Source organism: Glycomyces sp. TRM65418 (assembly GCF_019710475.1).
Classification (GTDB): Bacteria; Actinomycetota; Actinomycetes; order Mycobacteriales; family Micromonosporaceae; genus Glycomyces.
In genome coordinates this window covers 627,712-654,676 of sequence record NZ_JAJFAX010000001.1, presented here as the reverse complement: position 1 = coordinate 654,676, position 26,965 = coordinate 627,712, and the positions used below count along the sequence as shown (strand labels likewise).

The following is a 26,965-nucleotide window of genomic DNA, read 5'->3' as shown; positions in this document are numbered from 1 at the left end:
CGAGGAGCGCTGACCGGTCGGACACGACGCTGGAGGAGCGCGGCCGACCGGCCGCCGTCATCCCGAATGCAGGCGCTCCCGGAGTCGATCGGGGTCGAGGATCGCGTCCCAGGCCATTTCCGCCGCGCCTCGCAGGGGCCCCTGCTCGCCGACCGTTCCGGCCATGATCGTCGGTGGTTCGTCTCTTCTGAAGGCCATCAGGCCCTCGGCGCACTGCGCTTCGATCAGGGGGCGACGCAACCGGATCAGGTCGACGCCCATGCCCGACAGGCTGATCGCCTCCGGGTCCAGGGCGTTCGCCAGCGCTCCCAGGCCCCTGCCGAGCGCCGCCGCGTTGTCGTCCAGAGCGGACACCGCCTCGGGGTCGCCGGCTTCGGCTCGCCGCAGGACCTCCTGCGCCAGCTCCCGCCCCGTGCCGTAGCCCGGTTCCCCGCCGAACCGGCGTACCAGCGCGTTCGCGCCCACGTCCAGGCTCCAGCAGCCCCGAACCCCGCACATGCACGCCAGCGGGGAGCCGGTGAGCGGCATGTGGCCGAACTCCCCGGCGATGCGATGGGCCCCTCTCTGGGCGTCGCCGTCCAGCAGCAGGGTCCCGCCGATGTCGAAGTCGATGTGGAAGTGCATCGCGGTTCCCATGCCCCGCAACGCGCCACGGCGCGACTCGGCCAGCCCGGCGAGGCGCGCGTCGTTGTCGATCACCGTCGCCGGCCAGTCGTCGCCGACGAGCTCGTTCAGTTCGACCTCGTCCCATCCCAGGTGCGAGATGTGCAGTCGGTGCCCGTCGCGGATCGGTCCCGACGTGGCGAAGCCGAGCACGGCGAGCCGCGGGGTCTCGTGGCGGGCGACGGCCGCGCGGATCGCCGCGAACACCGCGGGGGTCCGGTCGTGCTCGGCCGCCTCCAATTCGGTGATCGCGCCGCCCAGCTCCACCGACGCGAGCGTCCACGAGTCCTCCCTGAAGTCGACCGCGAACGCCACGGGCCCTTCGGGATGGGGGACCAGCATCGTCGTCGGCCGTCCGCGTGCGCCCGACTCGGCCGGGACCTCGTGCAGCAGCCGCGCCCGCTCCAGCTCGCCGACCAGCGCGGCGGCGGTGTTGCGCCCGATGCCGAGCAGCCGGGCGGCCTCGGCCCTGGTGAACGGCTCGGCGGCGTCGTGCACGGCGCGCAGCAGCCGGATCTGGTTGTGGACCCGGAGATCGGCGCTGGTCATCGTCTGGGGCATGGACGGATTATGCCAGCCGGAAGATTTATGTATTCACTCGGAACAAAATCATTGACGAGGAGCTGCCGCCTTGTTATGTTCTTATCGAGAACAAAAACTTCCCGCGCTCATAAGGACCGTCACTTGCACTCCCTGGAACCGCTCGCCCTTCGCCGCGCCCGCATCGGCCTCCACGGCGCGTTCGCCACCTCCGGCTTCGTCATGGGCGCCTGGGCCGCCGCCCTCCCCGGCGTCGACGCCCGCCTCGGCCTCGGCGAAGCGCGGCTCGGCACCGCCCTCCTCCTCATCCAGCTCGTCGGCCTCGCCACCATGGCCGTCACCGGCCGCATCGCCGACCGCGTCACCACCCGCAAACTCCTCCTGTGGGCCGGCCCGGCCACCCAGCTCGTCCTCCTCGCGCCCGCGTTCGCCGCCGACTACGGCACGCTCCTCGCGGCCGCCGCCCTCTACGGCGTCGGCGTCGGCGTCATCGAAGTCGGCATCAACGCCCACTCGGTCGAACTCGAACAGCGCTACGGACGGCCCATCATCTCGGCCTTCCACGGCCTCTGGAGCCTCGGCGGCGCCGCCGCCGGCGCCCTCACCTCCCTCGGCCTCGGCCTGGGCCTCGGCAACCAGGCCATCCTCATCGCCGTCGCGATCATCGGCACCGTCGCGATGGCCGTGTCCACACGTCCGCTGCTGCCGCCCCCGGGTCGAGACAACTCCGGCGGCAGCAGCGGCGCCCCCGGGCGCCGCATCGGCTTCGTGCTCCTCACCGCGCTGTTCGTGCTCGGCCTCGGCGGCCACCTCGTCGAGTCCGGCGCCATCGACTGGGCCAACCTCCACGCCGCCAACGTCCTCGGCGCCGACGACGCCCTCGCGCCGCTCTCCTACACCGTCTTCGCCTGCGCCATGACCGTGTTCCGGCTCTTCGGCGACCCCATCCGCGCGAAGCTCGGCCCCGCCCGCACCCTCCTCGCCGCGGGCGCCCTGGCCGCCGCCGGCTACGCCCTCGTCCTCGTCAGCGCCGTCTCGTTCAACGGCGCAGCCGGCGGCCTTCCCCTCGCCTGGACGGGATGGCTCCTCGCCGGCAGCGGCATCGCCGTCATCGTCCCGGTCCTCTTCAGCGCCGTCGGCGCCGCCGGCGGCTCACCGTCCAACATCGCCCTCATCTCCATGTCCGGCTCCACCGGACTCCTCCTGGGCCCCGCCGCCATCGGCTACATCGGCGAGGCCACCGGCCTCACCGGCGGCCTCGCCGTCCCGGCCGCCCTCGCGGTCGTCATCGCCCTGGCCGGACCGACCACCATGCGCCGCTTGCTGAACCGACCCACCGCGGCTCCCGCCGAAACGAAGCCGCCCGCCACCGCGACTGTGTGACCCACCACGCCGGGACGGCCCGCGGGCCGTCCCGGCGTATAGTTGCCACCGCAGAAGGGGAGTAGCTCCCAACGCTGCGGTCGACACACTGGCCTCCTCGGAGACCCGGCCGCACGGCCTCAGAACGTTGAGGCGAGCGAGACCTTCGACCAAGGCCGTACGGCCGGGTCGAGGGCGCCGTCTTCCCTCCTCCCGGCCCCGACACTGGGAGGACCACCCTCACATGGACGCATTCCTGGGCGCAGCCGCGATCAGCTTCGGCTTGGTCTTCGTCGGCGAGATGGGCGACAAGAGCCAGCTCATGGCCCTCACCTTCGCCACCAAGTACCGACTGCGATCGGTCATCCTCGGCCTCGTCATCGCCATCGGCGCCCTCATCGGCCTCTCCGTCGGCGTCGGCGCCGTCGCCGGCAACCTGCTCCCCACCGACTGGATCCGCCTCGCGGCCGCGATCCTCTTCATCGGCTTCGGCCTCTGGGGCCTGCGCGGCGGCCGGGAAGAGGACGACGACCTCCACGTCAAAGAACGCCGCTCCGGCCTGCTCACCGTCATCGCCGCCATGTTCCTCGCCGAGTTCGGCGACAAGACCATGATCGTCGCCATGGGCCTGGGATCCAGCTACAACCCCTGGGCCGTCTGGCTCGGCGGCACCGCCGGGATGCTCGCCGCCGACCTCCTCGCCGTGTTCGCCGGCGCCTGGGTCGCCAGGCGCATCCCCGAGAAGGTCATCCGCTACGTCTCCTCCGGACTCTTCCTCGTGATCGGCGTCCTGCTGGGCGTCGAAGCCGTGACCGCGCTGGCGGACTAAGCTGGCGGTCATGCCGAAACCGGACGCGAACGAGGACACCGCCGTCATCTACACCGACGGGGCGTGCTCCGGCAACCCCGGCCCCGGGGGCTGGGGCGTGTACCTGAAGTGGGGCGAGCACGAGAAGGAGCTGTACGGCGCGGAGAAGGCCACCACCAACAACCGCATGGAGCTCATGGCCGCCATCCAGGCCCTCGAGACCCTCAAGCGCCCCATGGACGTCGTGCTCTACACCGACTCCTCGTACGTCCGCAACGGCATCATGACCTGGATGAACGGCTGGAAGCGCAACGGCTGGATCAACGCCAAGAAGGAACCGGTCAAGAACGCCGACCTGTGGCGGCGGCTCGACGAGGCCGCCGCCCGCCACCAGGTCGACTGGCGCTGGGTCAAGGGCCACGCCGGCGACCCCGGCAACGAGCGGGCCGACCGGCTCGCCTGCAAGGGCCGCGACGAGGCCGCCGGACGCCGCTGAGGCGCGCCGCCCGGCCCACACCGCCACCGGCCCCCGGCTCGGAACCCCGATGAGAATGGAAGAATCACCACCATGAGCGACCAGGTACCGTCACGATTCTCCGGAGGCGTCGACCTCAGCACCCTCGCCGCCGCCGCGCAGCAGCAACAACAGCAGCAGGCCGCACCGGCGCACCAGCACCCTGCGCCGGGCGGCGGCGCCGGCGTCGTCGTCATCGACGTCACCGATGGGACCGTCCAGAGCGAGGTGCTCGAACGCTCCCTCCAGACGCTCGTCGTCGTCGCCTTCTGGGCCGACCAGGTCCCCGAGAGCCTCCAGGTCCGCGACGTCCTCCAGCGCCTCGCCGCCGAGGCGAACGGCGCGTGGGTCCTCGCCAAGGCCGACGTCCTCCAGAACCAGCAGCTCGCCGCCGCGCTCCAGCTCCAGGCGCTCCCGGCCGTCGTCGCGCTCGCCGAGGGCCGCCCGCTCGACCTGCTCCAGGGCCCGCAGACCGAGCAGGCCCTGCGCCAGTGGATCGGCCGCATCACCCAGGCCGCGGGGCTCGACGTGGCCCAGCCGGTCGACCCCGAGCTGGCCGCCGCCGAGAACCACATGGTCGAGGGCAACCTCGACGCGGCCGAGGCCGCCTACGACAAGTACCTCAAGAACCACCCGGCCTCCGCCGAGGCCGAGGCCGGGCTCGCGCAGGTGCGGATGCTGCGGCGCGTCGGGGCCCTGCCGGAGGACGCCGTCGCCGTCGCCGACGCCAACCCCGACGACATCGACAAGGCGCTCGCCGCGGCCGACCTCCAGCTCCTCTCGGGCCAGGCCGAGGCCGCCTACGACCGGCTCATCGCCTTGGTCGCCAAGAACTTCGGCGACGACCGGGAGCGGGTGCGCAAGCGCCTCGTCGAGCTGTTCACCGTGGCAGGGGTCGACGACCCGGCGGTGGCGAAGGCCCGCCGCAAGCTCAGCGCCGTCCTCTTCTAAGCGGATACGACGAATCCGAACCTCCGCGTCACACCCCGTGACGTGGAGGTTCGGCCGTTCGGTGGAGAGGAGATCCGCTTTCCAAGCCTGGTGCCGGAGCGGCTCCCTGTGACAAGCTAGGGCCTGTCCGGCGGTGGGAGGAGGTGAGCGTTGCCAGCGACTCGATCGAGGCGCATCGCGATCCTCGACGCGCCCTCGAACCTCGGCCTCCGGCCGCCCACTCCCAGCACCGTGCCCGGCTGCGCCAAGGCCCCCGGCGCGCTGCGCGACCACCGGCTCCTCTCCCGGCTGAACGCCGTCGACGCCGGGTGCCTCACCCCGCCGCGCTTCGATGCGTCCTCGTGGCGTCCCGGCGACGGCGTGGGCCAGGCGAAGGCCATCGCCGAGTACACCCGCCGCCTCGCCGACCGCGTGGAGCGCCTGTGGCAGGAGCGGCGCTTCCCGCTCGTCCTCGGCGGCGACTGCTCGATCCTTCTCGGCCCGGCCCTCGCCGCCCGCCGCCGCACCGAACGCGACCGGCAAGACCGCGGCCTCGTCTTCATCGACGCCCACTCCGACTTCCGCCACCCCGGCAACTCCCAGTACGTCGGCGCCGCCGCGGCCGAGGAGCTCGCGCTCGCCACGGGACGCGGCCAGCCCGACCTCACCGACATCGGCGGCCTGCGGCCCTATGTGGACACCGATCACCTGGTCCTGCTCGGCCTGCGCGCCGACGACCCGCACCGGGTCGAGCTCGGGGCCACCGGGGTCGCGATGCGCACCGTCCCCGACCTGCGCGCCAACGGTGTCGGCCGCAGCGCCGAGTGGGCGCTGGACGCGCTCGGCGAGGTGGCGACCTTCTGGCTCCACGTGGACGCCGACGTGCTCGACCCCTCGGTGATGCCGGCGGTCGACGGCCCGGCCCCGGGCGGGATCTCCTTCGGCGAGCTGAGCCAGATCATCACCACGTGCGCGGCCGACGACCGCTGCGTCGGCATGGACCTGACGGTCTTCGACCCCGACTACGACCCCGACGGCGAGTACGCGAAGGCCCTCACCGACCTCCTCGTAGAAGCGCTCCAATAGGAACCCCCGTCGTCGGGCGTCGCATGCGGCGGCGACTGCGCCGGACTCCCGAACGGCCCCGCTAAAGGTGTTGATCGTTCGGTACTCGGTGTAGGAACATTGACCCCGCAACTCGGCCGGTTGTCCACAATGAACCCTCTGAGGGGAGTCCCTCCATGTCCTTCACCGACCTCCAATCGAAAGCGGCCCCGATCCGCCTGTGGGGCGACGTCGACACGGTCGAGCCGCAGGCGCTCGGACAGCTCTACAACATCGCGAAGCTGCCGTGGGTGCACGGCGTGGCCGTCATGCCCGACGTCCACTACGGCATCGGCGCGACGGTCGGCTCGGTGATCGCCATGCGCGGCGCGGTGTCGCCCGCCGCGGTCGGCGTCGACATCGGCTGCGGCATGACCGCGCAGCGGACCTCGCTGACCGCCGAAGACCTGCCCGACGACCTCGGGCGGCTCCGTTCGGCCATCGAGGTCGCCATTCCGGTCGGCCAGGCCATGCACAAGAACTCGGTCGACGTCCGCCACCTCAAGACCGGCCTGCACGGCTGGCACGAGTTCTGGTCCGGTTTCGACGAACTGGCGCAGCCGGTGGCCCGCCGGACCGAGGCGAAGACGATGAAGCAGCTGGGGACCCTGGGCGGAGGCAACCACTTCATAGAAGTATGCCTATCTGACGATGGGCGCGTGTGGCTGATGCTGCACTCCGGTTCCCGGTACGTCGGCAACGCCCTCGCGCAGCACCACATCGAGAAGGCGAAAGGACTGCCGCACAACGCGGACCTCCCCGACCCGGACCTGGCGGTGTTCGTGGCCGACACGCCCCAGATGGAGGCCTACCGGCGCGACCTGTTCTGGGCCCAGGAGTACGCCCGACGCAACCGGGCCGTCATGATGGCGCTGCTCCGGCAGGTCGTCAAGAAGCGGTTCCCCAAGGCCCGCTTCGAGACCGAGGTCTCCGTCCACCACAACTACGTGGCGGAGGAGACCCATGACGGCCAGGACCTGCTCGTCACCCGCAAGGGGGCGATCCGCGCCGGGCTGGGGGACATGGGGATCATCCCGGGCTCGATGGGCGCGTCGAGCTTCATCGTGCGCGGCCTCGGCAAGGGCGAGGCCTACGAGTCGGCCTCGCACGGCGCGGGCCGGAAGATGAGCCGGAACGCGGCGCGCAAGCGCTTCACGGCCGAGGACCTCATCGCCCAGACCGAAGGCGTCGAGTGCCGCAAGGACCCCGGCGTCATCGACGAGATCCCCGGCGCTTACAAGGACATCGACGCGGTCATGGCCGCCCAGTCCGACCTCGTCGAGATCGTCGCCCGCCTGCGCCAGGTCGTCTGCGTCAAGGGCTGACCGGCGGACCCGAGCGGCCGTCCGGACCCTCAGGGACCGGGCGGCCGTGCACCCCTGGCCGCGGACCCGCGACGACCGCTGCGCACGATCGGGCGGCGGCCCGGCGCCGAAGCCGCCGCCCGAGCGGGCGCAGCAGCGCGACGACGTCCATGCGGGTCAACGGAATGCGTCGGCGTGCTCGGCGGCCCACTGCGCGAAGGCGCGGGGCGGGCGGCCCGTGATCGCGGCGATGTCGGCCGCCTCGGCCGCGAGCCGGTCCTCGTTGGCCTGGTCGGCGTTCCAGCCGACGATGAAGTCGATGTCCTCGTCGCCCATGCCCAGCTCGCGCATCCGGTCCTCGGCCTGCTCCTCCGTGAGCTCCTCGTAGCGGATCTCGCGGCCCACGGCCTGCGACAGGATCGCGACCTGCTGCGGGACGGTCAGCCCCTCCGGGCCGACCAGGGTGTACTCCTTGCCCGCGTGGCCTTCGCCGGTGAGCGCCGCGGCGGCGACGGCGGCGATGTCGGCCTCGTGGACCACGTAGTGCGCCACCTGCGCGAACGGTTCGCGCACCACGCCCTCGGTGCGGACGTCCTCGGCCCAGAGCCGGGCGTTCGCCATGAAGTTGCCCGGCTGGACGATCGTCCACTCCAGACCGCTCTGCTTCGCGGCCTCCTCGACCGGTCCTTGGGCGCCGGTCCACAGCACGCTCACGCGCCGCACCCCGGCCTGCTCGGCCATCGCCAGGAGTTCGCCGGCGTGCGCCAACGCCACTTCCCCCGCCCCGGGCGGTTCGTTCGCCGGCTGGTGGCTCGACAGGAGATGCACGGCGGTGGCGCCGTCGAAGGCCGCCTTCAGGCTCGACGGGTCGGCCAGGTCGCCGCCGACGGCCTCGACGCCGTCGGGGAACGCGGCGGCGTCCGGATCGCGGGTCAGCGCCCGCACGCGGTGGCCGGCCGCGGCCAATTGCCCGACCAGGTGGCGGCCGACGTTCCCCGTCGCTCCGGTGACCAGAATAGGCATGGTCGCCTCCTGAACGTCTCGAAACCCTGCCTTTCGCACAACGGCGTCGCACGGCGGGGCATTCCGTGCCAGTCGGTCTTCGCCGGTCCCGTCGCGGTGCCGGCGAGCACGTCGCGGCAGGAGTGCCGGGACCCGGTCGAGCGCGTCGACTCCGAGCCGGCGTTCGTGCCACTCGCCGCTCTCGGGCTCGCGGAGCCGGTCGAGGGTGCGCAGGGCCATGGCCCGCAGGCCGTCGGTCGTCGCGAACGGACGGGACGCGAGCAGTTCGGCGATCCGGTCGTTCTCGGCCGGGGCCCCGAGGCGGCGGGCGATGAGGACGGCCGGAAATGGAGTGTCGCGATGCCGCCCGGGCCGCCTATGCTCCCGGGCATGGTGAATCTCGAGGAACTCCGCGGTGCGACGCATCGGGAGGCCGCCGGTCGGCTGCTCGCCGCCGGGTGGGACGTGTGCGGAGTGGGGGACTGGGCCGTGGTCTGGCGATCGCCGGACGGCGCCCGCGTGGCCCGCGTGTGCGCGTTCGAGCCCGCGTACGGGGTCTTCGTGCGCTTGTGCCGCAACCTCGCCGACCATCCGATGCTGCCGCGGATCGACTTCGACGCGGCGCTCCCCGGCGGGGGCCGTCTCACGGTCATGGAGTTCCTGCTGCCCGCCGCCGGTCCTGACGCGGAGCGGGTCGTTGCGCGGTGGGACGCGGCCCTGCCGGCCGATCCGGTCACCGCGGTGCGGCTGGAGGCGGAGCGGTTGGACGCCGAGGCGCGCGCCGAGGTGCCGTTCTGGGGCGGGCTCGACCGCAATCCGGGCAACGTGATGCGGCGGGCCTCCGGCGATCTCGTGCTCCTCGACCTCTTCTATGCGGCCGGCCTGGAGATCTACAAGGTGCTCCTGCAGGACCCCGCGGCGGTCGCCGCGGCCTTCCCGCCCGAGCAGCGGGTCCACATCGGCGAGATCGCCGCCGTCGCCCGCTACTCCGACCCGGAGGAGATCACCGCGTTGCGGGCGGCGGTCGCCTCGATCGCCTGAAACGGGGCCGCATCGGCTCCGGTCGTTCGGCGGCGAGGGCCTCACGATCGGGTCGAGGGGCTCGTCGATCACCTGCTGCGGCGCCGGGCGGCCACTCGTCGGGAAGCAGTGCGGCGTGAGGTCCGAGTCGCCGGCCCGGTCTCAGGCCCGGTGCTGCGGGAGCGCGGCGAGCATGCGGGCCAGCTCGTCGCGGTTCACGCCGACCATGGTCACCTTGCGCTGCCTGCCGTTCGGGAGCGCCCGCATGACCTTCGCGTTCGCGGGGTCGAAGTAGATGCGCTCGTTCCTCGGGGCTCCGTACGTGCGCAGCTGGAACCCGAGCGGGGAGTACAGGTGCAGCGCCCCGGTGGCGGCGTCGTACACGCAATAGGGCCGGAAGAACGACAGGATGCCCATGAGCAGGAACAGCGGCCCGAGGACGAGGTGGAAGCTGACGGCTCCGGCGAGCATGGTCAGCAGGGCGATGATGAGGAAGAGGCCGCCGGCGACGAGGTACAGCACCGAGAAGCCGGTGCCCAGTCGGACGGGGATCAGATAGGGGTGCTGCCGGGTGCTCAATGTCGTTCCTCGAGGTGTGCGGGGCGGGGACCGCCAGGATAGTCCGGCGGGTCAGTAGTGCTTCCACTCGGATTCGACCATCTCCAGGATCACCGGGCGCATGAGCGTCGACGGCTCCATCTCCCTCCGGGCCCGGTCGGGCGGGAAGACCTGCGCCGCCTCGATCAGCTCGGGGGTGAGCGACCGGAACGGCCCGACCGAGGTGTCCAGGCTCAGGTCCGGCGCTTCGCCGCCGGCCTGCACGAGGTGGTAGCCCCAGTCGCCGAAGCTCGGCACCGACACCCAGTACGGGCTCGGCGCGTATCCGGCCGCTTCGAGCGTCGCCGCCACGGTCCAGAACGTCTTGGGGGCGAAGTACGGGGAGCCGCTCTGGACGACCATCCGGCCGCCCGCGCCGAGGTGGCCGGTCGCCAGCCCGTAGAACTCGACCGAGTAGAGCTTCGCGGTCTCGGTGGCGTCGGGGTCGGGCATGTCGACGACGATCGCGTCCCACGTCCCGGTCTGCTGCCGCAGCCACGTGAAGGCGTCCTCGTTGACCACGGTCACGCGCGGGTCGTCGAGCGCGTCCTCGTTGAGGGCCACGAGGTCGTCGAACTCGCGCGCCAGGTCGGTCACCGCGCCGTCGAGGTCGACGAGGGTGACGGTCTCGACGTCGGGGTAGCGGAGGATCTCCCGCACCGCGAGGCCGTCGCCGCCGCCGAGGACGAGGACGTGCTCGCGCGGGCCGTCCATGGCCGGGTGCACGAGCGCCTCGTGGTACCGGTATTCGTCCACTGAGGAGAACTGGAGGTCGCCGTTGAGGTACAGCCGCAGGTCCTGCTCGCCGAACGGCGAGGCCGCCTCGGTCATCACGATCTGCTGGTACTGCGAGTCCTCGGAGTACACGATCGGCGCCGAGTACAGGGCCTGGCGGGCCGAGGTCTCGAACCGGTCGGTGTAGAGGAACGCCGCCACCAGCAGCACCGCCGTCGCCCCGGCGGCGAGGGCCAGGAGCTGCTTGGTCATCGTCGACATGTCGTCGCGGAACAGCCAGAACACCAGCAGCACGCCGGTGACGGCGTTGACCGCGCCGACCAGGAGGGCGCCCTGGATCTGCCCGAAGACCGGCAGCAGCAGGAACGGGAACGCCAGGCCGCCGAGCAGGCCGCCCAGGTAGTCGGCCGCGTTGAGATCGGCCACCGCCGCGCCCGCCGCCTGCTCCCGGATGCGCTGGAGCAGTTCCATGAGCAGCGGGATCTCGGCTCCGATGAGCAGTCCGATCGCGAACGCGACGGCCACCAGCGGCAGGTTGTACAGGTCCGTGAACGCGAACGCCGCGTACAGCAGCATCACGCTGAACCCGCCCAGCAGCGCCAGGCAGAGCTCGACCGCCGCGAACGCCACCGCCGGGCGGCGGCGCAGCGGCTTCGCCGCGAGCGCCCCCAGCCCCATCGCGAACACCATGACGCTCAGCACGATCGCCGCCTGCGTGGCGGTGTTCCCGACCAGGTAGGCGCCCAACGTGATCAGCGCCAGTTCGTACACCAGGCCGCACGCCGAGACCGCGAACGCGGTGGCGAGCAGCCCGGTTCGGGCCAAGCGGACCCGTCGCCGACTGCCTTCGTCTCGCCGCGGGGTGACCGCAGCGGTCACGACAAGGCCATCGCGATGACCCCGCCCAGTGCGAGGTGCATCGCGGAGCTGACCCACACGGCCGGGTGCGGCTCCTCGTGGACGACGAGCTCGCCCAGCTTCCCGGGGGTGATCAGGTCGAGCAGGAGGAACGCCACCGCCATGGCCCCGAGGCCGATGACGCCGAACACGAACGTCGAGACCACGCCTTGGACGAGGTTCCCCTCGGAGGCCCAGATCGCGCCGACCACGATGAGGCCGACGCCGAGGAGGTTGGAGGACAACAGGAGTGCGGCGTTGCGGTTGCGGAGGGTCCAGATGAGCTCGCCGAGCTTCCCGGGGGTGAGCCAGTCGACGATGAAGAACCCGAGCGCCATCAGCAGGATGCCGATGACGCTGTAGGCGAGCGCGCCGACGACGTCGCCGCCGAATCCTCCGAAGACCTCGGCTTGACTGTGGACCTGTGCGAGCATGATGGGCTGCCTTTCCTTCTCTGGGACGGGATCGCGTTATTTGCCGGAACCGGGGCCGCCGCCGCGGAACGGCGAGGGCGGTGAGGAGCTCCAGCCCCAGAGGATGAACACGGACGAGTAGTGGTTGTAGCCGCTGCGGTAGTCGTGCAGCAGGATCTTCGAGCCGCCGTTGTACGGCGAGACCGCGACGATGTGCTTGGAGTACTGGAGGTAGTACACGCCGTTCGAGGAGCGCTCCGAGCGGGCTTCGGCGTCGTCGTCGATCTGGTCGGCCACCGTGGCCGGGGAGGCGCTGGAGGTGTAGGCCCTGCCGCCGCCCTCGTCCAGGTTCGCCGCTCGCGTGTAGTGGCTGCGGATGGTGTCGCTCGGGTTCGAGAAGTTCGTGTTCATCAGGAACACGCCGCCGCAGCACAGCGCGAGCACGACGACGATCGCCGTCACGTGCTTCCAGTTCAGGCCGCGCGACGCCGGCGTCGGAGGGGGCTGCTGCTCGTAGCTCATCGGTGGTCCTCGGGTCGTCTGTCGGGGGATTCGGTACAGCTTACGGTCGGCCCGCCCCTACAGGGGGCCGCCGGACGCGCCGCCGCCGGGCGTGTCGGCGCCGACCGGCACCACGGTCCCGGTGGTCGTCACGACCTCCCCGTACTGCGGGTACGTGTGGGTGGTCCGCCACGACAGCGGCGCGGCGCCGGTGACCTCCAGGGCCGTGAGCGCGTCGGGGTCCTCGCCGAACACGCCGACCAGCAGGTCCGGGGAGGCCGTGCGCATGACCGCGCGGTCGCGCAGGGCCCGGACCCGGTCGCGCAGTTCGGGGACCGTGAGCCGCTCGACGGCGCACTCGTAGCGGTGGCGCCAGGAGCCGACGCGCTGACTGAACGACGCCGGCAGGTCCGGGGCGAAGTCGGAGCGGTAGGCGAGGGTCTCGGCGATGAGCCCGTCAGGGGTCGCGACGACCGCCTGGTGGCTCGCGCCGAGCAGCCGCAGCGACAGCCGCAGCGGCCCGGCGTCGCGCTCCATGTGGTCGAGGACCGGCATCGAGGGGGCGTCGGGGCGGAAGGTGAGCGAGGCGGCCGAGACGTCGACGAACGGCACCTCGATGTGAGCGATCAGCGTGGGCTCCGTGGGATCGGATCGGGCGGCGGGGGTCAGGCCTCGCTCTGATGGTAGATCGTGACCTGGTTGCGGTCCAGGGTAAGCCCCTTCGCCACCTCCCACTTGGCGTCGTCGCCGAAGGCCTCGAACGAGAGCTTCTGGCCGTTCGGCCCCTCGTAGTCGTGGTAGCGCAGGGTACCGGTGGGGGCCAGGCCCGTCGTGGCCTCGCTGACGTACCGGGCCTTGCCCTTCTCGTTCGACTTGAACGACACGCCCTCGTGACTGAGTTCACGCGGACCGGGCTGGAGCTCGGTGTCGGCGATCTCCTCCCACAGCACCAGCTCGAGGTCCGGGTCGGCCTCGACCGACAGCCAGCGCTTGACGCCCGTGCCGGTGTCGAGGAAATGCTCCGACCAGTGGTAGTCGCCCTCCGACAGGCGCAGGGTGCCGCGCACGGCGAGGGTCTTGCCGTACAGCTCGACCAGGTCGGCGGCCTTGAGGCGCATCGGGTCGCCGCGCAGCACGTCCGTGTCGGCGTCGGCGAACGGGTCGACCGGGGCGGGGGCGGGACGCGGCTCGTTCTTGCGGGAGTTCTTGCGCCACAGCCACCAGCCGACGACCGCGGCTGCGATGATGAGGAGCAGGACGACCAGTTCCATGGTGGTGCCTTCGCAATCGGGGAGTCTCGGTGGTTCCTTGACGTCACTCTACCGCCAATCTGGCAACAGTGGTGTATCCGCGTCCTCGTCTGAGCACCCTGAGGGGTGGACGGTGGTCCCGGCCGACACCGCCGGCGGCCCCCTAGGATCTAGCCTGGAGAGGGCTCACGACGAGGTGAGCCCGAACGTGAATCGGACTGGAGATCGAGACGTGCTGGCGTTCATCGGCGACGAAGAGTTCCGCGAGACCCTCCCCGACCGGGAGGAACTCCTGACCGAGGCGGCCGACCTGGCCGGATCCGACGAGTCGCTGGCGAGACTGGTCGAGCTCTACTGGAGCCTCGTGGCCGACGACGACCTCGTCGGGCGCAGCGCCCAGCAGCTGCTCGAGACCACCGCCCACCACCGCCGCATGGCCGAGATCCGCAAGCCCGGCGAAGTGGCCCTCGAACTCGACTGCCCCGAGGACGCCGAAGGCCCCGACGCCGCCTCCTCGACCCGCGTCGACATCGTCTGCGACGACTCCCCGTTCCTCGTGGACTCCCTCACCGGCATGTTCAACAAGCACGGCATCGACATCTCCGTGTTCGTCCACCCGATCGTCCCGGTCCGCCGCGACGCGGACGGCGCCCTGCTCGAGGCCCCCGCCGACGGCGGCCACGCCGAATCATGGATGCACATCGAGACGCAGCGGGTCGCCGACCCGGAGTTCCTCGCGACCCTCGAATCCGAGATCATCGCGGTCCTCGCCGACGTGAGCGCGTGCGTCGCCGACTGGCAGGCCATGCGCGCCAAGGCCCTCGCCATCGCCGACGAACTCGACCAGGCCTCCTCGGGCGGCAAGGGCGCCGCCCCGCTGCCGGTGCCCCCCAAGGACCTCGACGACACCGTGGAACTCCTGCGCTGGCTCGCCGACGACAAGTTCACGTTCCTCGGCTTCCGTCGATACAAGCTCACCGGCGAAGGCGAGGACCAGGCGCTCACGCCCCTCGCCGAGACCGGCCTGGGCCTGCTGCGCAAGGCCCCGGCCGCGCCGCGGCCGATCGCCTCGTTCAACGCCGACGCGCGCTCGCAGATCGGCGCGAAGCGCCTGCTGGTCATCACCAAGTCCAACGCCCGCTCCACCGTCCACCGCACGTCCTTCATGGACTACATCGGCGTCAAGACCTTCGACGCGAACGGCGAACCCGACGGCGAGCTGCGCTTCCTCGGCCTGTTCACCTCCGCCGCGTACCTCTCCTCGGTCACCGAGCTGCCCGTCGTCAGGCGCAAGGTCCAGGACGTGCTCGCCCGCTCGGGCGTCACCCTCTCCTCCCACTCCGGGAAAGACCTGGTCACCGCCCTGGAGACCTACCCGCGCGACGAGCTGTTCCAGGCCCGCACCGACGACCTGTACTCGACCGCGATGGGCGTGCTGCGCCTGGCCGGACGCCGCCGCCTGCGCCTGTTCGCCCGCCGGGACGTCTACGGCCGCTTCTACTCCTGCCTGGTCTACCTGCCCCGGGACCGGTACAACACCGAGAACCGGATGAAGATCGAGGAGATCCTGCGCCGCCGCCTCCACGGCGCGGCCGTCGACTACGACGCCCGCGTCACCGAGTCGGTGCTCGCCCGCCTCCACTTCGTCGTCCGCATCGACCCGTTCGCCGACCACCCGCCGGTCGACGTCGAGGCGATCCAGGCCGAACTCGCCGACGCCACCCGCTCCTGGGACGCCGACCTCGCCCTCCAGCTCGACCACCACGTCGGCGAGGGCCAGGCCCGCCACCTCTACCAGACCTACTCCGGCGCCTACCCGGCCGCGTACAAGGCCGAGCACTCGCCGATCGACGCCGCCAAGGACATCGCGAAACTCGAGATGCTCCGCGAGTCCGGCGACATGGAGCTCCAGCTGTTCCGCCGCGGCGGCGACGACGCCGACGTCCACTTCAAGATCTACGCCTTCGACCAGCCCGTCGGCCTCTCGGAGGCCCTGCCGGTGCTGGGCCACCTCGGCGTCAAGGTCTCCGAGGAGCGCCCGTACCACATCGAACGCGCCGACGGCACGATCCACCTGCACGACTTCAAGCTCGAACTGCCCGTCGCGACCGCCGAGCCGATCCCGCAGCAGCGCATCCGCTTCGAGAACGCCTTCCGCGCCGCCTGGACCGGCGAGGCCGAATCGGACCGGTTCAACGAGCTGGTGATCACCGCCGCGCTCACCTGGCGGCAGGTCGTGGTGCTCCGCGCGCTCGCGAAGTACCTGCGCCAGTGCGGGTTCGTGTTCTCCCAGGACTTCATCGCCTCCACCCTGGGCGCGTACCCCGAGATCGCGGGGAACCTGGTGCGGCTCTTCGAGGCCCGCTTCGACCCGCGTGTGGGCGCCGACCGGGACGCCGCCGTCGCCCGCATCGACGCGACCCTCGCGGAGGGCCTCGCCGAGGTGCCGAACCTCGACGCCGACCGGATCCTCCGCGCCTTCCTCACGCTGATCCGCTCGACGCTGCGCACCTCCTACTTCCAGCGCGCCGCCTCGGGCCGCCCCAAGGAGTACGTGGCGTTCAAGTTCGACGCCCGGTCCATCGACTTCCTGCCCCGGCCCCGCCCCATGTTCGAGGTGTTCGTGTACTCCCCGAACTTCGAGGGCGTCCACATGCGCTACGGCCGCGTCGCGCGCGGCGGCCTGCGCTGGTCGGACCGCAAGGAGGACTTCCGCACCGAGATCCTCGGCCTGGTCAAGGCCCAGGAGGTCAAGAACACCGTCATCACGCCCGTGGGCGCCAAGGGAGGCTTCGTGCTCAAACGCACCGCCTTCGCCGACCGGGCGGCCTTCCAGGCCGAGGGCGTGGCCCGCTACCGCGAGTTCATCTCGGCGCTGCTCGACATCACCGACAACCGCGACGCCGACAACACCGTCGTGCCCCCGCCGGACGTGGTCCGCCACGACGCCGACGACCCGTACCTCGTGGTCGCCGCCGACAAGGGCACCGCGACGTTCTCCGACATCGCCAACGCCGTCGCCGCCGAGTACGGCTTCTGGCTCGGCGACGCGTTCGCCTCCGGCGGCTCGGTCGGCTACGACCACAAGAAGATGGGCATCACCGCCCGCGGCGCCTGGGAATCGGTGAAGCGCCACTTCAGGGCCGAGCGGCTCGACACGCAGTCGCAGGACTTCACCGTCGTCGGCATCGGCGACATGGCCGGCGACGTCTTCGGCAACGGCATGCTGCTCTCCGAGCACATCCGGCTCGTGGCCGCGTTCAACCACATGCACATCTTCATCGACCCCAACCCGGTCGCCGCCGCCTCCTACGCCGAGCGCCGCCGCCTGTTCGACCTGCCGCGCTCGACCTGGGCCGACTACGACCCGGCGCTCATCTCCGCCGGCGGCGGCGTGTGGGAACGCTCGGCCAAGTCGATCCCGGTCTCCGACGAGGCTCGCACCGCCCTCGGCATCGACGCCGACGTCAAGGACATGACCCCGCCCGAGCTCATCCGCGCGATCCTCACCGCCCCGGTGGACCTGCTCTGGAACGGCGGCATCGGCACCTACGTCAAGTCCGCGGCCCAGAGCCACGCCGACGCGGGGGACAAGGCCAACGACGCGGTGCGCGTCAACGGCGACCAGCTGCGCTGCCGGGTCGTGGGCGAGGGCGGCAACCTCGGCTTCACCCAGCTCGGGCGCATCGAGTACGCCCAGTCGGGCGGCCCCGACGGGCGCGGCGGGCGCTGCACCACCGACTTCATCGACAACTCCGCGGGCGTGGACACCTCCGACCACGAGGTGAACATCAAGATCCTGCTGCGCTCGGCCGCGCTCACCGGCCGGATCGACCCGGCCAGCCGCAACCGGCTGTTCATGGACATGGCCGACGCCGTCGCCGACGCGGTGCTCGCCGACAACTACGGGCAGAACATGGCCCTCGCCAACGCCCGGCGCCTCAACACCCGCCTCCTGCCCGTCCACATCAGACTCATGAAGCACCTGGAGAAGACCGTCGCCCTCGACCGCGAGATCGAAGGCCTGCCCAGCGACAAGCAGCTCAAGGAACGCATCGCCGCCAAGGGCGCGCTCACCGAACCCGAGCTCGCGGTGCTCCTGTCGTACGTGAAGATCTGGGCCAAGCGGGCCGTGCTCGACTCCGCGCTCCCCGACGAGGACTGGACCGCGCCGGTCCTGCGCGAGTACTTCCCGGCGCCGCTGCGCGACCCCTACGCCGACCTCATGGCCGAGCACCCGCTGCGCCGCGAGATCATCACGACCGCGGTCGTGGGCGAAGCGGTCAACCGCGCCGGCACGACCTTCCTGTTCCGCATCGCCGACGAGACCGGCGCCGACGTCGTCGACGTCATCCGCGCGTACGTCATCATCCGCGACGCCTTCGGCCTGCCCCGCCTGTGGCAGCGCATCGAGGCGCTCGACAACCAGGCCCCGCAGGAGGCGCAGGTCTCGGGGATGCTCGTGATCCGCAGGCTCCTCGACCGGGGCGTGCGCTGGCTCGTGCAGCACCGGCGCGGCCACCTCGACGTGGCCGCCGAGATCGAGCGGCTGCGCCCGGGCCTGGCCGTGCTCCAGCCGCGGCTGCCGCAGCTGCTCACCGACTCCGAGGCGGTCGGGTTCGAGCGGTTCTGCGACGAGCTGGAGGAGCAGGGCATGCCCGCCGAGCTCGCACGCGACGCGTCGGCGCCGATCTTCGGGTTCGGCCTGGTCGACGTCGTGGAGTGCGCGCGGCTCATGGAGACCGACCTCGGGCAGACCGCCGAGGTCTACTACGGGATCGCCGCGCGCGTGCACCTCGACGAGCTCCTCAACCAGATCTCGGCGCTGCCGCGGACGAACCGGTGGCAGACCCTCGCGCGCTCGGCGCTGCGCTACGACCTCTACGGCGCGATGGCGGGCCTGACCACCAGTGTGCTGCAGGCGAAACCGGGCACCGACCCGGCCGAGGCGGTCGACTCGTGGGCCGAGCGGAACGCCGCCGACCTGGTGCGCATCCACGAGGCGCTGGCCGAGGCGGGCCGCTCCGACGAGAAGCTCGCGGTCCTCTCGGTCTCGCTGCGCCAGATCAGGAGCCTGGTCGAGACCGACGGCGACTGAGCGGCGCGACCGCATGAGCGGGCCGCTCCGACGAGAAGCTCGCGGTCCTCTCGGTCTCGCTGCGCCAGATCAGGAGCCTGGTCGAGACCGACGGCGACTGAGCGGCGCGACCGCATGAGCGGGCCGCCCGCGAGGGCGGCCCGACGGGCCGGTCCGCGGGCGGGGCCGCCGCAGGCGACCGTGTGCGGCGCCCCGGTCGGCCACGTCGCCATCGAGTACGTCCCGGTCTCGGGGGCGCCGCCGGGCCGAGCGGCCCGAGGGCCGATGACGCCGCGCGGGTCGCGGACAGGGGCCGGGCCGCTGCGCGCCGTACCGCAGGCCCGCGGTCGGCACCCTGACCCGGGGGTTCGGCGACGGCGCGCCCGCGGCGGCGGTCGTCAGGGGCGTCGCGGCCGTTCAGGGGGGTTATCGCTCACCTGCGCGGCGCTCGCGCGCCAGCGGAGGCCGTGGACCCTGGGCCCCCGTGGATAATGTGGGCTCGGAGGAGAAGGAAGTGCGAATGCCGAAGAGCCACACCCCCGGGGTGCCCAAGCTGCTGCGCGTCCTCAACGACCAGGCGGCGCTGCAGCTCCTGCTCGAGGACGGCCCCCAGACCCGCGCCCAGCTCGCCGAGCGCACCTCGATGTCCAAGGTCACCGCCTCCCAGATGATGGAGCGGCTCCAGAGCCGCGGCCTGGTCGAGGTCGTCGGCTCCAAGTCCGGCGGGCGCGGCCCCAACGCCTCGCTGTACGCCGCCGTCCCGACCTTCACCTACGTCGTCGGCGTCGAGGTCGGGCCCGTGACCACCAAGGGCGCCTGCGCCGACTTCACCGGCCGCATCGTCGGCCGCGCCGAGATCGACGTCGAGAACTCCGCCGACCCGGTGGCCGTGGTCCGCCGCGTCGTCACCGACTCCGTGGCCGACGCCGGCGTCGAGATGGGCAAGGTGCGGCGGATCGTGCTCGGCACGCCCGGCGTCATCGACCCCGGCAGCGGCGAGATCGGCTTCTCCTGGAACCTCCCGGCCTGGCACCGGGGCCTGCGCACCGCCCTCAACGAGGAGTTCGCGCCCCCGGTCGCGATCGAGAACGACGTCAACCTCGCGTGCCTCGCCGAGCAGCGCTCCGGCGGCGCGGGCGGGGCCACGGACTTCGTGTACGCGTGGTTCGGCGGCGGCCTCGGCCTCGGCGTCATCCTCAACGGCCGGCTCTACCGCGGCGCCAGCGGCGCGGCCGGGGAGATCGGCTTCCTGCCGGTGCCCGGCGGCGAACTGCCCACCGGCGGCGTCGTCACCCGCCTGTCCAAGGGCTCCTACCAGCGCGTCATCGGCGGCGACGCGGTGATCGAGATCGGCGCGAAGCACGGCTTCGCGGCCGCCGAACCCGAGGACGTCCTCACCGCCGCCATCGCCGCCGGCGAAGCCGGGGAGGCCTGCCTCGACGAGATCGCGCGCGGCATCGCCCTCGGCATCGTCGCCGTCTGCGTCCTCCTCGACCCCACCGTGGTCGTCCTCGGCGGGCCGGTCGGCTACGCGGGCGGGCTGGTGCTCGCCGGACGCGTGGCCGCCCAGACCTCCCAGCTCGCCCCGGTGAACCCGAGCGTGGTCGCGGGCGCGGTCCAGGACGAGCCGGTCATGCGCGGCGCGATCCTCCACGGCCTCGACGCCGTGCGCGAGAGCCTCTTCGACTGAGCGCCGTTCGGGCCGTCCTTCGCCGCCGACGCGAAACGCCGCCCGCGAACTGGGCGGGCGGCGTCGCGCTGCTCCGTCACGCGGCGGCGTGACGTGCCCTCACGCCACGTCGCGCTTCTGGAACGCCCAGGTCGCCAGCGCGCCGAACACGAGGACGATCGCGCCCAGCAGCAGCCCGGCCTCGGTAGCGGTGATGACCATGACCTCCGGCGTCGACGCGTAGCCGTTCTCGGGATAGTCGTACAACTCGGTCCTCCCGATGATCCACGCCCCGATCCACGTGTACAGCGACAGCCGCTCGGGGAACGCCATCGGCAGCCAGATCGAGATGAGCTGGACCAGCATCTCGCCCACGATGAGGTACCCGGCGATGACGCCGCCCGCGATCGCGGTGTGCCGCCCCAGCATCGCCATCGACGCGCCGAGCGCGGTCATGCCGAGCGTCAGGACCACGGTCCTGGCCAGTTGCGGGAGCGTGTCGCCCCACCAGGCCGCGTTCAGGTCGCCGGGCTCGCCGCGCACGGACGAGGTCAGGTACAGCAGCCCGAAGGCCAGTATCACGAGCGCGACCACGGCGACCGCGCCGAGCGTCAGCGCCGCGGCGAGCTTCGCGCCCCAGACCTTCAACCGGTTCGGGTGCCACACCAGCAGGTTCGACATGCTGCCGCTCGACCATTCGGCGCCGATGGCCGAGGAGGCCAGCATCATCATGAGCAGTCCGCCGACGATGGCGACGCCGAACAGCATCACGCGGCCCTCGGCGGCGAAGTCGAACGAGTAGGTGTAGATGACGTCTTCGGCGGTCCAGGCGCCGGTGATGGCGGCGCACTGCTCCTCGTGCGTCATGTCCTGGTAGACGGGGTCCGACTCGACCCAGTCGTAGCCGTTCTCCTCGAAGTACCGCTCGTCTTCCAGGCAGTCGTTGAAGTCGGTGTGCTCGGCGTTCAGCGCGTCGGCCTCCGCCTGCGCGGCGGCCAGGTCGGCCTCCGTCGGCCCGGGGGAGGAGGCGATCCACATGGCCACGGTCAGGACCAGCACGCCCGCGGCGGCCAGGATCCCGAACACCATCGTCAAGCGGCGGCGGACGATGCGCCGCAGTTCGGCTCGGTACAGGTTCACTGCTGGTCGCCTTCCGTCGTGGCGGTCACCGGTTCGGTCGGCGCCGTGACGGGCGCCGGCGCGGCCGGCACCTCGACCGACTGCCCGATCTGGACGGTCTGGCCCGGGACCGGCGCGGTACCGGTCAGCTCCAGGAACACCGATTCCAGGTTCTTCGTCTCGGCGCGCAGCTCTGACAGGTAGATCCCCGCGTCGGCGAGGGCCCGCGTGACCCACGCGGCCTCGGGCGCGCCCGTGACCACGAGCCGGTCCTGGTCGATCGACGCCGCCAGGCCCGGCGGGGCCTCCTCGGCGGCTTCGAGGGCCTCGGCGGCCTGCGGCAGCGAGGCCGCGTCCGGGAAGCGCACGGTCAGGCTCGTCCCGCCGTGCCCGGCGATGATCTCGGCGACGCTGCCGTCCACGATGCGCCGCCCCCTGGAGACGATCGTCATCGAGTCGCACAGCTGCTGCACCTCGGAGAGCAGGTGCGAGCTGACCACGACCGTCACGCCCTGCGAGTGCGCGAGCCACTGCAGCAGCTCGCGCATGTGGTGGATCCCGGCCGGGTCCAGGCCGTTCGCGGGCTCGTCCAGGATCAGCAGCTGCGGCTGCTTCAGCAGCGCCTGCGCGACGGCGAGGCGCTGGCGCATGCCCAGCGAGTAGCCCTTGACGGCGGCTTTGGCCGCGTCGCGCAGCCCGACCTGCTCCAGGACCTCCTCGACGCGGGTCTTCGGGAGGCCCGCGCTCTCGGCGAGCAGCTGCAGCGTCAGCCGACCGGAGCAGTGCTTGAAGAACTGCGGCGACTCGACCACGGCCCCGATCCTGGGGATGACGGCCGGCAGGCGGTGCGGGACCTCCTCGCCGAAGATCCGCATGGTCCCGCCGTCGACGCCGATGAGGCCGAGCAGGGCCCGCAGGGTCGTGGTCTTCCCGGAGCCGTTCGGGCCCAGGAAACCGTGGACCTGGCCTTGGGCCACCTCGAGGTCGAGGCCGTCGAGCGCGTGGTGCGGTTGACGGAAGGCCCTCGAATAGGTCTTCCTCAACCCCGATATCTCGATGATGGGGGGCATGTGCTCATTCCGGTTCGCAGGGACAACGGTCTGGTGGCCGCCAGGGCGGCGCCGAAGCGCTTCCCGGCGGCGGGACGCGTTCGGCCTTCCTCTCTTCAGACGCCGCGACACGCGTCGTCGTTGCACGGCGCGGGCATCGCCCGGGGCCGCCGCCGGACCGCGCGGTCCGGCGGCGCCGCGCCGGCCGCGCGGGGACCCCGTTCCGTCCGTGTGTCGTACTCGCACCGCCGGGCCCGCCCTCGTCCGGCTGTCCGAGCCCCGTGGTTTCATTGACCCGTGGCTCAGTCTGAACGCGTCCTCGACCTGTCCGGCGTCACCGTCCGGCGCGGCGGCAACCAGCTCCTCGACGGCGTCGACTGGCAAGTCGACGCCGACCAGCGGTGGGTCGTCCTCGGCCCCAACGGTGCGGGGAAGACGACGCTGCTCAACCTAGCGGCCGCCCGCAACCACCCGACCTCCGGCGTCGTGGAGATCCTCGGCGAGCGCCTCGGACGCGTCGACGTGTTCGAGCTGCGCCCCCGCATCGGCCTGACCACGACGCAGGTCGCCGACGCGATCCCCAACGACGAGCGGGCCTTCGACGTCGTGCGCACCGCCGCCTGGGGCATGATGGGCCGCTGGCGCGAGCAGTACGACCCGGAGGACGACGACCGCGCGGCCTCGCTGCTGCGCTGGCTCGGCGTCGCGCAGCTCGCCGACCGCCGGTTCGGCACCCTCTCCGAAGGCGAGCGCAAGCGGGTGCTCATCGCCCGGGCGCTCATGACCGACCCGGAGCTGCTGCTGCTGGACGAGCCCGCGGCCGGGCTCGACCTGGGGGCCCGCGAGGCACTGGTGGCCACGCTCGCCGGGCTCGCGAAGGACGAGGCCGCTCCGGCGCTGGTGCTGGTGACGCACCACGTGGAGGAGATCCCGCCGGGCTTCACGCACGCGATGGTCCTCTCCGGCGGCGGCGTGATCGCCGCGGGCCCGATCGAGACGGCGCTCACCTCCGAGACGCTCTCGAAGGCCTTCGGCCTCCCGCTGACCCTCACCGCCAACGGCGACCGCTACACCGCCACCGCCGCCTGAACGGCCCAGGCGCGAACCGCGGCACCGAGCACCCCGGGCCCGACCGGCACCACCCGTCAGCGTCCGCACGGGGGCCGGCGCCACGGCGCTCAGCGGCTCGCCCCGTGCCCCCCGCTTGCACGCCCCGGAGGCTGTCCTCACACGGTGCAGCGGTCGCCGCGTGGGGCGCTCCTCGGTTAGGCTGACCCGGTGAGATTCCGGTGGTGGCGTGCGACGGTCCTCACGGCCGTCGCCGCTTTGGCGCTCGTGTACTTCGCCGGCCTCGCCCGCCTGGGCGAGGCCGAAGCCGACCAACTGCACCCCGTCCCCGCCCTCCCCGCGGCGCCCGCCGAGGAACTCGTCGCCATGCGCGCCGACGCCCCCGTCACCGGCGACGACCCGGCTACCGTCCTCAACACCGCCCTCGCCGACCCCGCGCTCGCCGCCGCCCTCGTCGCCGCCGAGCCCACCGCCGACTCCGGCGAGCTCGGCGCCGCCCTCGCGGCCCTCCGCGACGCCGACGGCGACCTCGACCCGGTCGAGGTCAACGCGTTCTTCGAGCACCTCGGCGAGGAGGCCACCGCCTGGCTCGCCGTCCTCTACCCCTCGGTCGTCGCCGAGATGCCCGGCGCGCCCTTCGACGCCCGCATCACCGCGAACCGGCTCGTCCTCGAGGCCACCACCGCGGCCTCCACCGCCTACGACAGCCCGGACCGCCCCTGGACCGACGACGCCGAACGCCCCGCCCGCGAGGAGCTCGCCTCGCTCATCGGCGCCGACCGCGACTTCCTGTACCTCGACCCGTACAACAACAACGGCGACGGCTCCTGGATCGAGGTCGTCGGCGACCTCGACACCGCCGAGAAGGTCGCGATCCTCGTCCCCGGCGGCTCCGCGGTCCTCTCCAGCGAGAACTTCCAGCTCTACTACAACCGCGCCAAGTCCTTCGTGGACGCCTCCGAGGGCGAGCTCGCGGTGGTCGTCTGGGCCGCCGCCTCCTGGCCCTCCGGCTGGATCGAGGAGTCCTGGGCGTCCTGGTCCCAGGTCGCCGCCGAGAGCCTCGCCGCCTTCACGTTCGACCTGCGCAACCAGATCGGCCCGGACACCCCGCTCACCCTCGCCGGCCACTCCTACGGCGGCGCGGTCATCGGCTACGCCGAGACCTACGACGTCGCGGCCGACCAGGTCCTCCACATCGCCTCGGCCGGCATGGGCAACGACGTCTACAGCCCCGAGGACTACACCGAGCCGTGCCGCCCCCGCTACTCGATCACCGGCCCCGGCGACCCGATCTCGTACGTCCAGGGCATGCCGTACGTGCCGCTCCTCGGCCACGGCGCCGACCCCGACGACTTCCCCGGCAACCGCAACCTCGCCACCGGCCGCCTCTCCGACGCGCCCGACGCCGTGGACGACTACGGGATCAGCCTCGCCGAACAGGGCATCGCCGGGAAACCGGTCGAGGGCGTCCACTCCCACTCGGAGATCTTCTACCCCGAGTCCGACGCCTGGAACAACATCCTCAAGGTCCTGCTCCACCAGACGCCCGAGTTCGCCGACGAGCAGCCCGAGGCCTACGACGCCTGCTGAGGACGCGCAACGGGCGCGGCCGCCCCGCCGACCGCGCCCGTCCCCTTCGCCCTAGTCCCGTTCGAGCAGGAGCCCCAAGTGCTTCTCGACCACCGGGAGGACCTCCTCCACGGTGACCTCGCGCCCGAGCTCGCGCGAGAGACTCGTCACGTCCGCGTCGGTGATCGCGCACGGCGCGATCCGCTCCCAATGGCTCATGTCCGGGTTGCAGTTGAGCGCGAACCCGTGCATGGTCGTCGCCCAGCGGACCCGCACGCCGATCGCGCAGATCTTCCGCTCGGGCCCCTGGTCGTCGGCGGGGAGCCACACGCCCGTGCGGTCGCGCATCCGGCCCCGCGCCGAGGTCACCCCGAGCTCGTGGCAGACCGCCGTGACGGCGTCCTCGACCCGCCGCACGTAGCCGACGATGTCGTTCTTCTTGCGCAGCTTGATGATCGGATAACCCACGATCTGGCCCGGCCCGTGCCAGGTGATCTGGCCGCCGCGGTCGACCGTGACGACGGGGGTGCCATCCTGCGGCAGCGCCCACGTCTCGGTCCGCCGCCCGGCGGTGTACACGCTCGGATGCTGGAGGAGCAGGACGGTGTCGCCGATCTCGTCGTCGATCCGCCGCTGCTGGAGTTCCTTCTGGTAGTCCCAGGCCTCCTGGTAGTCGACCAGGCCCCGCTTCTCGACGGTGATGCCCGCGGCGTCGGCGCTCGCGGTTCCCACAGGTGCGCTCATGGATCGACGATAATCCTCCCCGGGCCTCCGCGCCCAGCGGACGCCGCGAGCGTCACCTTCTCCCGGTGGGACGCCCACCCGTTTCGCCCGAGTCGTTCTTTATGAAAATGTTGCCCAACTGCCGACGAGTTGCGGCTGTGGCCGCCCCTGGGGACCCTGCGTGACCTGTCGCACTACTATTTCCAGGTACGCAACGCCCGATCCGCTCGCCCCGCGCCAGTCGAGGGTTACACGACAACAGGGACACGAATGGAAGCAACGCAGCCGAAGGCACCGATGGTCAGCATCTCCGGCGTCAACAAGTACTTCGGCGACCTGCACGCGCTCAAGGACATCGACCTGACCGTGGAGGACGGCGAGGTGGTGGTCCTCATCGGACCCTCCGGCTCCGGCAAGTCGACGCTCTGCCGCACGATCAACCGGCTCGAGACCGTCGACTCAGGATCGATCGAGGTCAACGGCAAGCCGCTTCCGGCCGAGGGCCGCGCGCTCGCGAACCTCCGCGCCGACGTCGGCATGGTCTTCCAGCACTTCAACCTGTTCGCGCACCTCACCGTGCTGCAGAACATCACGCTCGGCCCGATCAAGGTGCGCCGCATGTCCAAGGCCAAGGCCGAGGCCCGCGGCCGCCAGCTCCTGGAGCGCGTGGGCATGTCGGAGAAGGCCGACGCGTTCCCGTCGCAGCTGTCGGGCGGCCAGCAGCAGCGCGTCGCGATCGCCCGCGGCCTGGCCATGGACCCCAAGCTGATGATGTTCGACGAGCCGACCTCCGCGCTCGACCCCGAGATGATCAACGAGGTCCTCGACGTCATGCAGGACCTCGCCCGCGAGGGCATGACGATGGTCGTGGTCACGCACGAGATGGGCTTCGCCCGCCGCGCGGCCAACCGGGTCGTGTTCATGGCCGAGGGCCAGATCGTCGAGACCGCCACGCCGGACGAGTTCTTCGACGACCCGAAGACCGAACGCGCGCAGGACTTCCTGTCCAAGGTCATGTCCCACTGAGCACCCGTACCACCACGATGACCGC

Annotated in this window: 23 protein-coding genes; 12 read left to right on the top strand and 11 right to left on the bottom strand. The window is 71.8% G+C overall.

Annotation, left to right across the window (positions count from 1 at the left end; translation table 11 throughout):
* Window positions 1–57: 57 nt before the first annotated feature.
* Window positions 58–1,224, bottom strand: coding sequence for an ROK family protein (locus K3N28_RS02990; protein WP_228090985.1), 1,167 nt, complete (start codon window positions 1,222–1,224; stop codon window positions 58–60).
* A 123-nt stretch (window positions 1,225–1,347) separates the two neighbouring features.
* On the opposite strand from K3N28_RS02990, the gene K3N28_RS02985 reads away from it, so the two are divergent.
* The 6 genes from K3N28_RS02985 to K3N28_RS02960 all read left to right on the top strand — a co-directional run bounded on the left by K3N28_RS02985 (window position 1,348) and on the right by K3N28_RS02960 (window position 7,246).
* Entirely contained in the window at window positions 1,348–2,586 is a 1,239-nt protein-coding gene (locus tag K3N28_RS02985; protein WP_228090984.1) for an MFS transporter, read from the top strand.
* A gap of 223 nt (window positions 2,587–2,809) precedes the next feature.
* Window positions 2,810–3,394: a TMEM165/GDT1 family protein gene (locus K3N28_RS02980; protein ID WP_228090983.1), complete on the top strand. Its 585-nt coding sequence runs from the start codon at window positions 2,810–2,812 to the stop codon at window positions 3,392–3,394.
* Between the two features lie 10 nt (window positions 3,395–3,404).
* On the top strand, window positions 3,405–3,869 hold the full coding sequence (rnhA, locus tag K3N28_RS02975) for a ribonuclease HI (protein ID WP_228090982.1): 465 nt from the start codon (window positions 3,405–3,407) through the stop codon (window positions 3,867–3,869).
* A 72-nt stretch (window positions 3,870–3,941) separates the two neighbouring features.
* Window positions 3,942–4,838 (top strand): co-chaperone YbbN, encoded by an 897-nt coding sequence (locus K3N28_RS02970; protein WP_228090981.1) that lies wholly within the window; start codon window positions 3,942–3,944, stop codon window positions 4,836–4,838.
* A 150-nt stretch (window positions 4,839–4,988) separates the two neighbouring features.
* A complete protein-coding gene (locus K3N28_RS02965; RefSeq protein ID WP_228090980.1) occupies window positions 4,989–5,903 on the top strand; it encodes an arginase family protein in 915 nt (304 codons plus the stop codon).
* A gap of 155 nt (window positions 5,904–6,058) precedes the next feature.
* Window positions 6,059–7,246, top strand: coding sequence for an RtcB family protein (locus K3N28_RS02960; protein WP_228090979.1), 1,188 nt, complete (start codon window positions 6,059–6,061; stop codon window positions 7,244–7,246).
* Window positions 7,247–7,402: 156 nt separating this feature from the next.
* Here K3N28_RS02960 and K3N28_RS02955 read toward each other — a convergent pair whose 3' ends face one another.
* Window positions 7,403–8,248 (bottom strand): SDR family oxidoreductase, encoded by an 846-nt coding sequence (locus tag K3N28_RS02955; protein WP_228090978.1) that lies wholly within the window; start codon window positions 8,246–8,248, stop codon window positions 7,403–7,405.
* Window positions 8,249–8,617: 369 nt separating this feature from the next.
* Here K3N28_RS02955 and K3N28_RS02950 point away from each other — a divergent pair, with 369 nt between their 5' ends.
* Window positions 8,618–9,268: a hypothetical protein gene (locus tag K3N28_RS02950; protein WP_228090977.1), complete on the top strand. Its 651-nt coding sequence runs from the start codon at window positions 8,618–8,620 to the stop codon at window positions 9,266–9,268.
* Window positions 9,269–9,409: 141 nt separating this feature from the next.
* Here K3N28_RS02950 and K3N28_RS02945 read toward each other — a convergent pair whose 3' ends face one another.
* The 6 genes from K3N28_RS02945 to K3N28_RS02920 are packed head-to-tail and all read right to left on the bottom strand — an operon-like array spanning window position 9,410 to window position 13,661.
* Entirely contained in the window at window positions 9,410–9,826 is a 417-nt protein-coding gene (locus K3N28_RS02945) for a hypothetical protein (RefSeq protein ID WP_228090976.1), read from the bottom strand.
* Window positions 9,827–9,877: 51 nt separating this feature from the next.
* Window positions 9,878–11,458, bottom strand: a complete 1,581-nt coding sequence (locus tag K3N28_RS02940; RefSeq protein ID WP_228090975.1) for a polyamine aminopropyltransferase — start codon at window positions 11,456–11,458, stop codon at window positions 9,878–9,880.
* Window positions 11,455–11,910 carry a DUF350 domain-containing protein gene (locus K3N28_RS02935; RefSeq protein WP_228090974.1) on the bottom strand — a complete coding sequence of 152 codons (456 nt, stop codon included), beginning with the start codon at window positions 11,908–11,910 and terminating at the stop codon, window positions 11,455–11,457. Before K3N28_RS02935 ends, K3N28_RS02940 begins: the two co-directional genes overlap by 4 nt.
* Window positions 11,911–11,946: 36 nt before the next feature.
* Window positions 11,947–12,411, bottom strand: a complete 465-nt coding sequence (locus tag K3N28_RS02930; RefSeq protein WP_228090973.1) for a DUF4247 domain-containing protein — start codon at window positions 12,409–12,411, stop codon at window positions 11,947–11,949.
* A gap of 57 nt (window positions 12,412–12,468) precedes the next feature.
* On the bottom strand, window positions 12,469–13,002 hold the full coding sequence (locus K3N28_RS02925) for a DUF2617 family protein (RefSeq protein ID WP_228090972.1): 534 nt from the start codon (window positions 13,000–13,002) through the stop codon (window positions 12,469–12,471).
* A 53-nt stretch (window positions 13,003–13,055) separates the two neighbouring features.
* A complete protein-coding gene (locus tag K3N28_RS02920) occupies window positions 13,056–13,661 on the bottom strand; it encodes a DUF4178 domain-containing protein (RefSeq protein WP_228090971.1) in 606 nt (201 codons plus the stop codon).
* Window positions 13,662–13,848: 187 nt separating this feature from the next.
* On the opposite strand from K3N28_RS02920, the gene K3N28_RS02915 reads away from it, so the two are divergent.
* Complete coding sequence (locus K3N28_RS02915; protein ID WP_228090970.1) at window positions 13,849–18,738, top strand: NAD-glutamate dehydrogenase; 4,890 nt, start codon at window positions 13,849–13,851, stop codon at window positions 18,736–18,738.
* 499 nt (window positions 18,739–19,237) lie between these two features.
* Window positions 19,238–20,407, top strand: a complete 1,170-nt coding sequence (locus tag K3N28_RS02910) for an ROK family transcriptional regulator (protein ID WP_228090969.1) — start codon at window positions 19,238–19,240, stop codon at window positions 20,405–20,407.
* A gap of 99 nt (window positions 20,408–20,506) precedes the next feature.
* On the opposite strand, the gene K3N28_RS02905 is transcribed toward K3N28_RS02910, so the two are convergent.
* Both K3N28_RS02905 and K3N28_RS02900 read right to left on the bottom strand, forming a co-directional pair.
* A complete protein-coding gene (locus K3N28_RS02905; protein WP_228090968.1) occupies window positions 20,507–21,526 on the bottom strand; it encodes an ABC transporter permease subunit in 1,020 nt (339 codons plus the stop codon).
* Window positions 21,523–22,575 (bottom strand): ABC transporter ATP-binding protein, encoded by a 1,053-nt coding sequence (locus K3N28_RS02900; RefSeq protein ID WP_228090967.1) that lies wholly within the window; start codon window positions 22,573–22,575, stop codon window positions 21,523–21,525. The genes K3N28_RS02905 and K3N28_RS02900 overlap by 4 nt, the downstream gene beginning before the upstream one ends.
* A 276-nt stretch (window positions 22,576–22,851) precedes the next feature.
* Here K3N28_RS02900 and K3N28_RS02895 point away from each other — a divergent pair, with 276 nt between their 5' ends.
* Window positions 22,852–23,643, top strand: coding sequence for an ABC transporter ATP-binding protein (locus K3N28_RS02895; protein ID WP_228090966.1), 792 nt, complete (start codon window positions 22,852–22,854; stop codon window positions 23,641–23,643).
* A gap of 189 nt (window positions 23,644–23,832) precedes the next feature.
* The gene (locus K3N28_RS02890) at window positions 23,833–25,212 is read left to right on the top strand and encodes an alpha/beta hydrolase (RefSeq protein WP_228090965.1); all 1,380 of its coding nucleotides are present in this window, start codon (window positions 23,833–23,835) and stop codon (window positions 25,210–25,212) included.
* A 51-nt stretch (window positions 25,213–25,263) separates the two neighbouring features.
* Here K3N28_RS02890 and lipB read toward each other — a convergent pair whose 3' ends face one another.
* Entirely contained in the window at window positions 25,264–25,935 is a 672-nt protein-coding gene (gene lipB, locus K3N28_RS02885) for a lipoyl(octanoyl) transferase LipB (RefSeq protein ID WP_228090964.1), read from the bottom strand.
* 249 nt (window positions 25,936–26,184) lie between these two features.
* Between lipB and K3N28_RS02880 the strand changes: the two genes are divergently transcribed.
* Window positions 26,185–26,940 (top strand): amino acid ABC transporter ATP-binding protein, encoded by a 756-nt coding sequence (locus tag K3N28_RS02880; RefSeq protein WP_304608672.1) that lies wholly within the window; start codon window positions 26,185–26,187, stop codon window positions 26,938–26,940.
* The last annotated feature ends 25 nt before the right edge of the window (window positions 26,941–26,965 follow it).